The organism is Micromonospora sp. NPDC049529 (genome assembly GCF_055586685.1).
Map to the genome: position 1 here is coordinate 31,184 of NZ_JBVJHT010000030.1, position 12,221 is coordinate 43,404.

Here is a 12,221-nt window from a genome sequence, read left to right on the forward strand (position 1 = left end):
CCCAAACAAACAACCCCCCCGCAAACCCCCCCCCCCCCCCCCCCCCCCCCCCCCCCCCCCCCCCCCCCCCCCCCCCCCCCCCCCCCCCCCCCCCCCCCCCCCCGACCCCGTCGCAGCAACCGGATCGGGGCAGGCGGGGTCAGGGCAGCAGGTCACGTACCACGGCGTCGGCGAGCAGCCGGCCGCGCAGGGTCAGCACCGCCCGACCGGCCGCGTACTCGGGGGCGCTCAGCAGGCCGTCGGCGAGGGCCCGATCCGCACCGAGTCGGCCGGCGTCGTCGAGCCCGGCCAACGGCAGCCCGGAGTCCAGGCGCAGCCGCAGCATCACGTCCTCCACGTGCCGATCGTCCCCGGTGAGCAGTTCCCGGGCGTGGCCCGGAGACTCACCGGCGGCCAGCCGGGACGCGTACGCGGTGGGGTGTTTGACGTTCCACCAGCGCACGCCGCCGACGTGGCTGTGCGCCCCCGGCCCGAGGCCCCACCAGTCCCCGCCGGTCCAGTAGAGCAGGTTGTGCCGGCACCGGGCGTCGGCGGTGCGGGCCCAGTTGGAAACCTCGTACCAGGAGAAACCGGCCGCGCCGAGGGCGGCCTCGGCGGCCAGGTAGCGGTCCGCCGCCACGTCGTCACTCGGGTACGGCAGCTCGCCGCGCCGCATCCGCCCGGCCAGCCGGGTGCCGTCCTCCACGATCAGGGCGTACGCGCTGACGTGGTCGACGCCGGCCTCGGTGACCGCCGCCAGCGAGGCGGCGAAGTCCTCGGCGGTCTCCCCCGGCGTGCCGTAGATCAGGTCGAGGTTCACGTGGTCGAAGCCGGCGTCACGCGCCTCCAGGGCGGCCTGGACCGCCCGGCCGGGGGTGTGCTTGCGGTCCAGCAGGGCGAGCACCCCGGCGGCGGCGGACTGCATGCCGAGCGAGATCCGGGTGTAGCCGGCGGCCCGCAGGGTCTTGAGCGACTCCGGCGTGACCGACTCCGGGTTCGCCTCGGTGGTGACCTCGGCGTCGGCGGCCAGCCCCCAGGTCCGGTCGATCCCGTCCAGGATCCGGGCCAGTTCGTCGGCCGGGAGCAGGGTCGGGGTGCCACCGCCGACGAAGACGGTGTCGACCCGGCGCGGCGGGTGCTCGCCCAGCACCCGACCGGCCAGCGCCAGCTCGGTCAGGACCGAGTCGGCGTAGCCGTCCCGGCCACCGCCGCCGCCGAGTTCGGTGGCGGTGTACGTGTTGAAGTCGCAGTATCCGCACCGGCTGGCGCAGAAGGGCACGTGCACGTAGACCCCGAACCCCCGGTCGCCGACGGCGGCCAGGGCGGTACGGGGCAGCGAACCGTCAGCGGGGACGGGTTCACCTTCGGGAAGGACGCCGGGCATGCGACTAGTGTGCCGGCATGACCGCAGCCGCTGACACGCTCGTCCGGGTGTCGACCGCCTCCGGGGTGACCACGCTCACGCTGGACAGCCCGCACAACCGCAACGCGCTCTCCACCCCGCTGATGACCCAGCTGCTCGCCGCGCTGGCCGACGCTGTGACCGACGACACCGTACGGGTGGTGGTGCTGTCGCACACCGGGCCGGTGTTCTGCTCCGGTGCCGACCTGAAGGAGACGGCGGCGGCGTTCGACAGCGGCTCGGTGCCGGCCGGGATGCTCGGCGACGTACTCGCCGCGGTCCGGGAGTGCCCGAAGCCGGTGCTGGCCCGGGTCGCCGGCCCGGCCCGAGCGGGCGGTCTGGGGCTGATCGCCGCCGCCGACATCGCGGTCTGCGTACGGGAGGCGACGTTCGCCTTCACCGAGGTACGGATCGGGGTGATCCCGGCGGTGATCTCGGCGACCGTACTGCCCCGGTTGCAGGCGCGGGCCGCCGCCGAGCTGTACCTGACCGGGGAGACCTTCGACGGCGACCGGGCCGAGCGGATCGGGCTGGTCAGTCGGGCGGTGCCGGCCGACGAACTGGACGCGGCGGTGGCCGCCTACTGCGCCGCCCTGGTACGGGGCGCGCCCGGTGCCCTGGCCGGGACGAAGCAGCTGTTGTCCCGGCCGGCGGGGACGGATCTGCGGGCCGAGCTGGCCCAGCTCAGCGCCGTGTCGACCGGCTACTTCCGCTCCGCGGAGGCACGGGAGGGAATCCTCGCGTTCCGCGAGAAACGGCCGGCTCGTTGGGTACCCGGCGCCTGAGCAGGGGCGCACGGAACCAGGTACCGGTGTGGAACCGGTGAAGATCGAATGAGCACAGGTTTACCGGGAAATCAAGGCTGGCCGAGAGTACGGCGTCGGGACGTACGCTAGGCGCGGTTCACCGATCATCGTCGGCCCGGGACGGTCCGGGGCGATCGAGACGGACAGGTCAGGCCGACCGGACGAGCAGGGGGTGCGGGTGCGGACTCGAGCGATGGTTGCCGCCGGTGTGGCACTCGCGGCGGTTGCCGCCTTCGGGGTCTACCTCGGTTCCCGCGAGATCGTGGGCAAGCTGCCGCTGCCGACGGCCGTACGGGGCTGCACCGTGGAGGCCGACGGTCGGGTCAACCTGAACCCGGAGCAGATGGCGAACGCCGCGACCATCGCCGCGATCGGCACCCAGCGCAAGATGCCCGAGCAGGCGGTGGTGGTCGCCCTCGCGACGGCGTTCCAGGAGTCCAGGTTGGAGAACCTGGCCGGCGGCGACCGCGACTCGATCGGGCTGTTCCAGCAGCGCCCGAGCCAGGGTTGGGGCACCCCGGAGCAGATCCGGAACCCGCGCTACGCCGCGGACAAGTTCTACGCCGCGCTGAAGAAGGTCAAGGGCTGGGAGAAGATGCGGGTCACCGACGCCGCGCAGAAGGTGCAGCGGTCGGCGTTCCCGGAGGCGTACGAGAAGTGGTCCGACGAGTCGGCGGTGCTGACCCGCGCACTGCTCGGCAACGCGACCGGCGCGGTCGCCTGCACCGTCGGCCCCGATCCGTTGCTGCGGGGCGCCGCCGCAGCCGCCGCCCTGACAGTCGGTCTGAACAAGGACTGGGGCGAGCTCCAGACGACCGCCCCGGCCGAACTGACCGGACTGGCGATTCCGGCCTCCACCATCCAGAACGGCTGGCGGTACGCCCACTGGCTCGTATCCCACGCCAACGACAACGGGGTGAAGCGGGTCAGCTTCGAAAATCTTCAGTGGACCGCGGACGGCGGATCCTGGACCTCGGTCAAGAAGAGCGAGGTCAACTCCACCCTGGTCGTCGCCGAGGTCTACGCCGAGGGCTAGCACCACCCGCGGGCGCTACGACGGGGTCGAGGGCCAGCACCCGCCGACCTTCGACCCCGCGACGTACGAGCTATGCGCCCCGAGCAGAAGCTTGGACGACCTACAGCAGGTTTCTCAGCAGACGTAGATGCTGTCGATCATGTCGTTCGCACCCCAGGCGACGCCAGCGTTCGCGACGTAGTCGTATGAGATGCTGTTGGCCACGAGTTGCCAACTGCCGATCCAGTTGTAGAACATGGACATTTCCCCGTCCGACTGATTGTTGACCCAGGACGAGATCCGGTCATTCCACTTCGGCGCGGAGTTGGACTTACCGACCCATACGAATTCGGGGTACTTGTACTCGCTGAGGTCGTAGCGGAGTTGGCAGTTCGTGAGCCTGAATCCGAGCCCGAAGCCGCCCGATTCGCCGTGCTCCCAGAGGCACAGGTAGTAGTAGGGGCAGGATGGTGCAGCCAGGGTGGCGTTACGCTCGGCGGCCCCGGGCAGCAGCAGGTCGACGCCGTCGGCCACCTGAATCCTGTCCGGGCTGACCTGCTTGGCCTGCGGGTTCGCCTGCAGAACGGCTGCCGCGATGCCCGTCCGGTCGACGTCGACAGCGATCCCGGCCAACCCCGAGAGGTTCGCTGGGGTCGCCGCACCGGCGGCTGGCGACGGAGATTGCGGTTCTGCCGCACCGGCGGGGGCGGCGATCAGTAGCAGTGCGGCGGCCAACAGCGCTGCCAGGCCCGTGCGTCGGACGGAACGGTCCGTGTTGCCCCCGCGAGAACACGACACCTTCGAGACGACGGTCGACTTGTTTCTGAGCATGAAATCCCCCGGTATCCATCGATGAACATCATGCCGATGCTTGCATCGCCCCGGTCCACAAGTCAAGATCTGTCGGACCCGGCTACCCCTGCCGTTGCGACGGTTCCCGGCGAGGATCGCCGGCGGTCCGCCGCTCGATCCGTTCCCGCAGGTGGGCCGGGAGTTCCGGTACGTCGAGCAGGCGCGGCAGCAGTTCCGGGGTGATGTTCAGGGCGCGGAACGTCTCACCGATGGTGACCCCGTGCGCCGGCCGGTGCACCACCGTCACCGTGTCCCCCACTGTCACCTCACCTTCGCGGATCACCCGCAGGTACGCCCCCGGCAGCGCCCGCGCGATGAACCGCTTGATCAGGTCGCGTACGTCCCAGAAGCCGGCGAACGTCCGGCACGGCGTACGCGGCTGGCTCACCTCCAGCAGCGCCGAGCCGACCTGCCAGTGTTCGCCGATGACCGCCCCGGTCAGGTCGAGACCCTCGGTGGAGAGGTTCTCACCGAAGCCGCCGGGCGGGATCTCCCGCCCCAGTTCCCGCGACCACCAGGCGGCGTCCTCGCGGGCGTACGAGTAGACCGCCTTGTCCGGTCCGCCGTGTACGGCGAGTTCGCCGACGAAGTCACCGGCCACCCCGCCGACCCGCAGCGCCACCGGTTGGGTGGTCGGCCGCTTGTCGATGCCGCTGCGTCCGCTCGGATCCCCGGCCCAGGGAGCGGTCGTCACGAGGCCCAGGTTGACCGAAACAAGTCTGCCCGTCATGGTCCACACCCTACGACGCCCCCGACACGTACGGCAGGGGCGCCGGACCGGATTCGGTCGGACGCCCCTGCCATGTCGTACGGGGGGAGGTTGTTACCGGGGGTCAGTAGCGGCTGACGCTGCGGCGTCCACCGACACCGGCCACGATGGCCACCGCGATCGCCGCGACGACAACCTGCACCAGCAGCTCGCGCCAGTCGATACCGGCGGTCTCGGTCGCGATACCCGCGGCCCGTGCGATCACCGTACCGAGCAGCGCGGCGCCGACCCCGATCAGCATGTGCAGCCACATCGGCATGTTCTGCTTGCCGGGCACGATCAGGCGGCCGAGGGCGCCGACGATCAGGCCAACAATGAGCGCGGTGATGATGCCAACAACAGTCATCGGTCGTCTCCTACTCGGATCATTCACACCGTGTCGTGTGCTGACCGACTAGTGCCCGACTCGCTGATTTCTCAAACCGCCCCGGTGTTCCAGTTGTCGGGCGGCTGCCCGAATGGCCTCGTTCATGGGCTCGAAGGCCAGCTTGGGAGGGTCGGCCAACTCGAACCACGTCATCTCGGACGACTCCGCCGGGTCGAGTCTGACCTCACCGGCGTCGATCGTGGCCAGGTAGAAGGAATCCAGTACGGGCAGCGTCTCGCCCTGGTACTCGTAGCTGCCGACGTACATGCCGACGAAGTCGCCGAGGGTGACCTCGACGCCGAGTTCCTCGCGTCCCTCCCGGACCGCGGCGGCGGCCGGGTGTTCCCACCCGTCGCAGAACCCACCCGGCGTCTCCCAGAGCCCCGCGCGGGGCTCGGCGGAGCGGCGCAGGGCCAGGAACCGGGGCGTGACCGGGTCGCCGTCGAGCACGATCAGGCTGCCGGTCGGGCGGGCGTTGACGAACATCGCGTACGCGCACGAGCCGCACACCGTGGGTGGGGCGCCGGACAGCGGCGACCCGCAGCGCGGGCAGTACGCCGCGTCCGGCCCGTACGCCCTCGGGTTCACTTCTTACCGCCGGCCTTGCCGCCCTTGCCGTCGCCGGACTCGTCGGAGGAGAGCGCGGCGATGAATGCCTCCTGCGGCACCTCGACCCGGCCCACCATCTTCATCCGCTTCTTGCCTTCCTTCTGCTTCTCCAGCAGCTTGCGCTTACGGGTGATGTCACCGCCGTAGCACTTGGCGAGCACGTCCTTGCGGATCGCCCGGATGGTCTCGCGGGCGATGACCCGGTTGCCGATCGCGGCCTGGATCGGCACCTCGAACTGCTGCCGGGGAATCAGCTTCTGGAGTTTCGCCGCGATGGTGACGCCGTAGTTGTACGCCTTGTCCTTGTGCACGATCGCGCTGAACGCGTCGACCGGCTCGCCGTGCAGCAGGATGTCCACCTTGACCAGGTCGGACTTCTGCTCGCCGGAGGGCTCGTAGTCGAGCGAGGCGTACCCCTTGGTCCGGCTCTTGAGCTGGTCGAAGAAGTCGAAGATGATCTCGGCGAGGGGCAGGGTGTAGCGCAGTTCCACCCGGTCGGCGGAGAGGTAGTCCATGCCGAGCAGGTTGCCCCGGCGCCCCTGGCATAGCTCCATCACCGCGCCGACGTAGTCGTTCGGCGTGAGTACGGTCGCCCGCACCACCGGCTCGTACACCTCGGCGACCCGGCCGGTGGGGTACTCGCTGGGGTTGGTCACGGTGATCTCGCTGCCGTCCTCCAGCAGCGCCCGGTTGACCACGTTCGGCGCGGTGGAGATCAGGTCGAGGTTGTACTCGCGCTCCAGCCGCTCCCGGATGATCTCCAGGTGCAGCAGGCCGAGGAAGCCGCAGCGGAAGCCGAAGCCGAGCGCGCCGGAGGTCTCCGGCTCGTAGTCGAGCGCGGCGTCGTTGAGCTTGAGCTTGTCCAGCGCGTCCCGGAGGTTGGGGTAGTCGGACCCGTCGATCGGGTAGAGGCCGGAGTAGACCATCGGCTTCGGGTCCTTGTAACCGCCGAGCGCCTCGGTCGCCGGCCGGGAGTTGATGGTGACGGTGTCACCGACCCGGGACTGCCGTACGTCCTTCACGCCGGTGATCAGGTAACCGACCTCGCCGACACCGAGCGCGGTGTGCTTCTCCATCTCGGGCGAGATGACCCCGATCTCCAGCAGCTCGTGCACCGCGCCGGTGGACATCATCTTGATCCGCTCGCGGGCCTCGATCCGTCCGTCGATGACCCGGACGTAGGTGACCACGCCCCGGTAGACGTCGTAGACCGAGTCGAAGATCATCGCGCGGGCCGGGGCGTCGGCGTTGCCGACCGGCGGGTTGAACTGCCGGACGATCTCGTCGAGCAGGTACGGCACCCCCTCGCCGGTCTTGCCGGAGACCCGGATGCAGTCGCTCGGCTCGCACCCGATCAGGTGGGCCAGCTCCTCGGCGTACTTCTCCGGCTGGGCGGCCGGCAGGTCGATCTTGTTCAGCACCGGGATGATGGTGAGGTTGTTCTCCATCGCCAGGTAGAGGTTCGCCAGCGTCTGCGCCTCGATCCCCTGCGCCGCGTCGACCAGCAGCACGGCACCCTCGCAGGCAGCCAGGGAACGGGACACCTCGTACGTGAAGTCCACGTGTCCCGGGGTGTCGATCATGTTCAGCACGGCGTGCTCGCCCTGCTGCTCGCCCTCCCGTACGGTCCACGGCATCCGGACCGCCTGGCTCTTGATGGTGATCCCGCGCTCACGCTCGATGTCCATCCGGTCCAGGTACTGCGCCCGCATCTGCCGTGGGTCGACCACGCCGGTGAGCTGCAACATCCGGTCGGCCAGGGTCGACTTCCCGTGGTCGATGTGGGCGATGATGCCGAAGTTCCTGATCCGACCGGGATCGGTGGCACCAGGGGTGTTCGCGCCTGCGTCGGGCGTCGGTGGCACGGCGGTCCGTTCTAATCGGGCTGGCAAGCGGGTCGGGCCGGCAAGCTGGCATGGTCGGGCTGGTCAGCGGTACGCGACGGCCCGGTGGGCGGTACGCGTCGGTCGGCGCGGCGCCGACCACTCTCTATGATCCCATGCCCGCCGGGAACCCCGGCGCAGCCCGTCCGTTCACCCCGAGCCCGTGCACGCCGGCCCGGTTCCCCGCCGAGCCCGCGCACGCCGGCCGGTCGTCATTCGGCGGGCGGCTCCACGAAGAGCGCCGCGAGCCGGGGCAACTGCTGCCGGGCGCTCGCCTCGTCGTCGAAGTCCCAGAACTCGTCCAGCTCCGGGTAGGTGGCGTGCGGCTGGGCCGGCAACTCGGACGCGGTGGCCTTCCGGTACGCGTCGTGGGCGATCTGGAGTACGTCCTCGGCCTCGAACTCCTCGCCGGTGACCGCCGCCTGCCGGACCGCCGGCAGCCCGGCCAGCGAGTCGGGGTCCTTGACCGCCTGGGCGAAGGTCGCCCGCCCCTGAAGGATCAGCCAACCACGGAAGTACTCGAAGCCGTCGTCGGAGCAGCCACCGTTGATCAGGTAGGCCGCGCCCCAGAGATCCGCCCGGTAGGAGGCGGCCAGGACCCGCCACAGGTGCTGGTCGAAGCCGGCGATCTCGGTCACGTCCCGGGCCGCCAGCAGGGCGACCGCCCGCGCCGTGATCGCCTCGGTGGCGCCGTCGGCGCCGGTGCGGGCGTCCTCGATCAGGCCCCAGAAGTCGTCGGTCCTCATGTCCCGGCAGTCTGGCAGACCGCTGTGACATCTCCCGCCCCCCGCCGCTGCTCGCGGGCCGGTCCCGGCACGGGTGGGGTCGACTGAGGCAGGATGGGGGGCATGTCCGCGAGTTCGTTGCCGCTGGTGCCCTATGGCGCGACCGCCGTCCGGCCGGACTGGGCCGATCTGCCGGCGGAGCTGCGCGCCGCGATCAGCGCCCGGCTCGGGGCCCGGGTCAGCTGGGCGAGCACCGCCGGTGGCGGCTTCACCAACGGCTACGCCGGGGTGCTCGACACCACCGCCGGGGACCGGGTCTTCGTCAAGGCCGCCTCACTGGCCGACCAGCGCCACCTGAGCGACTGGTACGCCCGGGAGACCGCGATCATCGCCGCACTTCCGCCCGACCTGCCGGTCGCCCGCCCCCGCTGGACCCTCACCACCGCCGGTCACTTCGTCATCTGCCTGGACGCCATCGACGGCCGCACCCCCGCCCTGCCGTGGCATCCGGCGGACCTGTCGGCCACCCTCCAGGCGTACGCGCGGGTGGCGCAGGCGCTGCGCGAACCCCCGGCCGAACTGGTCGCACTGGGCCTGCCCCAGCTCGCCGACCTGCTCCGCGCCGACCTGTCCTGGTGGCGGGAGATCGTCGGGGGGCGGGAGCCGGTGCCGGCCGGGGTGCCGGCGAGCCTGCGCGAGCGGCTGCCGGAGCTTGCCGCCCTGGAGGGCCGGCTGCCCGGCTACGCGTACGGCACCGGAGTGATCCACTGCGATCTGCGGCTGGACAACGTCCTCATCGACCGGGCCGGCGCCGCCTGGATCTGCGACTGGAACTGGCTCTGCTTCGGGCCCGCCTGGTTCGACCTGGCCGGGCTGCTGGTCACCGTGCACGCCAGCGGACTCGACGCCGACCGGGCGTTCGCGACCCACCCGGCCGCCCGGGAGGCACCGGTCGACGGGCTGGACGCCGCACTCGCCGCACTCGCCGGATACTGGTTGGTCCGGGCGACGGCGGAACCCTCCGGCGACTCCCCCCACCTGCGGGCGCACCAGCGGTGGAGCGGGGAGACGGCGCTGGGCTGGCTGGCCGCGCGGCGCGGCTGGCGCCCGTGACGGCCCACCGGCCACTGCCCGTGGCGGTGACCGGTTTTGGCCCCACCGGGGCGACCTGGTAACCTGACTTTTCGCGTGTGGCGATGTAACTGTGCGTTGGTGCCCCGGAGGGTCTACGCCGATCGTCGCCCGTGCATCAAGCTGACCAACCCGAGCTATCAAGACGAGGCTGTCGCGTGGCGAACATTAAGTCCCAGATCAAGCGCAACCGGCAGAACGAGAAGCGCCGGCTGCGTAACAAGTCGGTCAAGTCGTCGCTGAAGACCGCCATCCGCAAGTTCAACGAGGCGACCGTCGCCGGTGACGCCGAGCAGGCCACCGCGCTGATGCGCGACGCCTCGCGCAAGCTTGACAAGGCTGTCAGCAAGGGCGTCATCCACCAGAACCAGGCGGCGAACCGCAAGTCGGCCATTGCCAAGCGCCTGGAGTCGCTCTCCGTCGCTGCCTGACGGACTCGGCACAGACTTCACCGCTACGCCCCGAGCCGAGAGGTTCGGGGCGTAGCTCTGTCATCTCCGGCCGATTGTCCACACACCGGCAGCCGGTTACTCGTAGTGATGAATGCCTGACTGACGGGCGTGTTCTTGGGGCGGGTCGGCCGATTCGGGCCATCGACCGCTCTGCTGGCCGGGCCACTGCTCGGTCCGCTCTCCCGCCGCCGGGTGCTCGTTGGTCGGGCGTCCGATCGGCGTACGGCGGGAACCGGCATGGCCGGAGTTGGCGCGGATCCGGCTCGCGGCGACCCGCCCCAGCACCAGCCGTGCCGCTGCCGGCAGCGCCTCTCCCGAGCCCGGCTCGGCGGCCTCGGTCGCACCGGGTGCGCCCGGCGCTGGCCATTCCCGATCCGCCGGCGCGGCACCGGAGTGTGGTGCACCTGCGACCGGTCCGGCGAAACCGTCTCCGGCCGCGTCGACCAGGTCCGTTCGGGCCGGACCGATGCCGTCACCGGCCGGGTTACCGGCGCCGAACGCGGCCGGGTGGACGGTGCCGTACGCGTCCGACGCACCGGTCGGGCCGTACGGGCTGATCTTCCAGGCGGCGGGCACCCGGGCCCGGCCGACCGCCGGCAGCATCTCGCGCCGGAACCGCTCCTGCTCCAGGTCTGGTACGCGGGCCGCCGAACGGACCACCGCGGCGGCGACCAGGTCGTTGAGTTTGACCATGATGGCGACCGTCACCGGCAGGACCAGTACGCCCCACCAGCTGACCAGTTCGGCGAGCGCGAGCAGCAGGCCCAGGGCCACCGTGCCCTCGAAGAAGAGGAAGCAGAGCAGGCCACCGGGGTCGACGTGGCGCAGCCGCAGGACGCGGGAGTACAGCGGCCGGATCCGCTCGTCGTCGACGGCCGGGGGCTGGTGGACCGGTTCGAGCAACCGGGGGTAGACCCGCACGGTGGGCTGATCGGCGCGCGACGCCCCGTCGAGGTCGGCGCAGACCTCGGCGACCAGGCCGGGGTAGCTGACGAGAACACCCCCGACCCCCACCGGGCCGGCGTCCTCCAGCGCTTCCGACAGGTCCGGGTAGCTCGTCTCGTCGAGCGGGCGGCGACGCCAGGCGCTGCGTAACTGACCGGGCAGCCGCAGATGGGGTGGCCCGCTCATCGCGTACCACCTCCGGTCCGGGCGGCGGCGACCGCGAAGACCGCCCGTTCCAGGGCGTACCCCCGGTCGTCGGCACCGCCCTTGACCGCCGCGTTGCAGTCGGCGGCGGCCTGCATCGCGTCGACCAGCCCTTCCGGGGTCCAGCCGCGCCCCTGCCGCTGGGCCCGCTCGATCTTCCAGGCGGGCATGCCGAGGGTGCTGGCCAACTGGTACGCGCTGCCACGCCCGGCGGAACTGACCCGGGCGATCGTCCGTACGCCGTCGGCGAGGGCGTCGGCGATCGGCACCGGGTCGACGCCGACGTGCAACGCCCAGCGCAGTGCCTCCAGCGCGCCCGGCAGGTCGCCGACCATGGCCGCGTCGGCGACGGTGAAGCCGCTCACCTCGGCCCGGCCCTTGTAGTAGCGGGCAACGGTGTCGGCACCGATCCGCCCGTCGGTGTCGGCGATCAGCTGCGCGCAGGCGGAGGCGAGTTCACGCAGGTCGTTGCCGACCGCGGCGACCAGGGCGGCGGCCGCGTCGTCGCTGGCCTTGCCGCCGCCGCGGCGCAGTTCGTCGCGGACGAAGGCGATCCGCTCCCGTTCACCCTTGAGCTTGGCCGCCGGGATCACGGTCGCGCCGGCGGTCCGCAGCCCGTCGGCGAAGGCCTTGCCCTTGGCGCCACCGGCGTGGGCCACCACCAGGTGGACGTCGGGGTCGGGGTTCTTCGCGTACGCCAGCAGCACGGTCACCAGGTCCTTGCGGGCGTCCTGGCCGTTGCGCAGCAGCAGCACCCGGCGACCGCCGAACAGGGAGGGGCTGAGCATCTCGGCGACCTCGCCAGGGTTGACCGATCCGGCCTCGTAGTCACGAACATCGGCGCCGGCGTCGATCTCCTTCGCCGATTCGGCGGCCCCGGCGAGCGCCCTGGTGACGAGCAGCTCCTCGTCTCCGAGGACGAGCAGGACCGGGGCGAGGCTAACAGGGGTCACCCGTGCATCGTCGCACGCCAGGTGCGCGCGTCGGGCCTGGTCACCCCAGTACCCGTAGCCGAGCCCGCACTTAGCGCAAATCCAGACATTTATCTTAATCCTGACGTACTGCTCTTGACACTTCTTGGT

The 12,221-nt window shown here is 71.2% G+C and carries 12 protein-coding genes and 1 pseudogene; 4 read left to right on the forward strand and 9 right to left on the reverse strand.

Annotation, left to right across the window (positions count from 1 at the left end):
- Positions 1 to 139: 139 nt before the first annotated feature.
- Positions 140 to 1,363, reverse strand: a complete 1,224-nt coding sequence (gene hemW / locus ACZ6QQ_RS34585) for a radical SAM family heme chaperone HemW (protein ID WP_465882083.1) — start codon at positions 1,361 to 1,363, stop codon at positions 140 to 142.
- A 17-nt stretch (positions 1,364 to 1,380) separates the two neighbouring features.
- Here hemW and ACZ6QQ_RS34590 point away from each other — a divergent pair, with 17 nt between their 5' ends.
- Together ACZ6QQ_RS34590 and ACZ6QQ_RS34595 are read left to right on the forward strand one after the other, a co-directional pair.
- Positions 1,381 to 2,166, forward strand: a complete 786-nt coding sequence (locus ACZ6QQ_RS34590) for an enoyl-CoA hydratase-related protein (protein ID WP_465882085.1) — start codon at positions 1,381 to 1,383, stop codon at positions 2,164 to 2,166.
- Between the two features lie 193 nt (positions 2,167 to 2,359).
- A complete protein-coding gene (locus ACZ6QQ_RS34595) occupies positions 2,360 to 3,223 on the forward strand; it encodes a hypothetical protein (RefSeq protein ID WP_465882086.1) in 864 nt (287 codons plus the stop codon).
- Between the two features lie 114 nt (positions 3,224 to 3,337).
- Here ACZ6QQ_RS34595 and ACZ6QQ_RS34600 read toward each other — a convergent pair whose 3' ends face one another.
- The 6 genes from ACZ6QQ_RS34600 to ACZ6QQ_RS34625 form a co-directional block, all read right to left on the reverse strand.
- Complete coding sequence (locus ACZ6QQ_RS34600) at positions 3,338 to 4,033, reverse strand: hypothetical protein (RefSeq protein WP_465882088.1); 696 nt, start codon at positions 4,031 to 4,033, stop codon at positions 3,338 to 3,340.
- Positions 4,034 to 4,115: 82 nt separating this feature from the next.
- Positions 4,116 to 4,784 (reverse strand): MOSC domain-containing protein, encoded by a 669-nt coding sequence (locus ACZ6QQ_RS34605; protein WP_465882089.1) that lies wholly within the window; start codon positions 4,782 to 4,784, stop codon positions 4,116 to 4,118.
- A 103-nt stretch (positions 4,785 to 4,887) separates the two neighbouring features.
- Positions 4,888 to 5,169, reverse strand: coding sequence for a GlsB/YeaQ/YmgE family stress response membrane protein (locus tag ACZ6QQ_RS34610; protein ID WP_465882090.1), 282 nt, complete (start codon positions 5,167 to 5,169; stop codon positions 4,888 to 4,890).
- A gap of 48 nt (positions 5,170 to 5,217) precedes the next feature.
- Positions 5,218 to 5,778 (reverse strand): NUDIX domain-containing protein, encoded by a 561-nt coding sequence (locus ACZ6QQ_RS34615; RefSeq protein ID WP_465882091.1) that lies wholly within the window; start codon positions 5,776 to 5,778, stop codon positions 5,218 to 5,220.
- Positions 5,775 to 7,664 carry a translation elongation factor 4 gene (gene lepA / locus ACZ6QQ_RS34620; RefSeq protein ID WP_465882092.1) on the reverse strand — a complete coding sequence of 630 codons (1,890 nt, stop codon included), beginning with the start codon at positions 7,662 to 7,664 and terminating at the stop codon, positions 5,775 to 5,777. The genes ACZ6QQ_RS34615 and lepA overlap by 4 nt, the downstream gene beginning before the upstream one ends.
- A 230-nt stretch (positions 7,665 to 7,894) precedes the next feature.
- Positions 7,895 to 8,428, reverse strand: coding sequence for a DUF4240 domain-containing protein (locus ACZ6QQ_RS34625; protein WP_465882093.1), 534 nt, complete (start codon positions 8,426 to 8,428; stop codon positions 7,895 to 7,897).
- A gap of 102 nt (positions 8,429 to 8,530) precedes the next feature.
- Here ACZ6QQ_RS34625 and ACZ6QQ_RS34630 point away from each other — a divergent pair, with 102 nt between their 5' ends.
- Both ACZ6QQ_RS34630 and rpsT read left to right on the forward strand, forming a co-directional pair.
- Positions 8,531 to 9,520, forward strand: coding sequence for a phosphotransferase family protein (locus ACZ6QQ_RS34630; RefSeq protein WP_465882095.1), 990 nt, complete (start codon positions 8,531 to 8,533; stop codon positions 9,518 to 9,520).
- Between the two features lie 176 nt (positions 9,521 to 9,696).
- On the forward strand, positions 9,697 to 9,969 hold the full coding sequence (gene rpsT, locus ACZ6QQ_RS34635; protein WP_363591469.1) for a 30S ribosomal protein S20: 273 nt from the start codon (positions 9,697 to 9,699) through the stop codon (positions 9,967 to 9,969).
- A gap of 570 nt (positions 9,970 to 10,539) precedes the next feature.
- On the opposite strand, the pseudogene ACZ6QQ_RS34640 reads toward rpsT, so the two are convergent.
- Both ACZ6QQ_RS34640 and holA read right to left on the reverse strand, forming a co-directional pair.
- Positions 10,540 to 10,893: pseudogene (locus tag ACZ6QQ_RS34640) on the reverse strand (hypothetical protein); the annotation flags it as partial.
- Between the two features lie 224 nt (positions 10,894 to 11,117).
- Positions 11,118 to 12,092 (reverse strand): DNA polymerase III subunit delta, encoded by a 975-nt coding sequence (gene holA, locus ACZ6QQ_RS34645; protein WP_465882096.1) that lies wholly within the window; start codon positions 12,090 to 12,092, stop codon positions 11,118 to 11,120.
- Between the last annotated feature and the right edge of the window lie 129 nt (positions 12,093 to 12,221).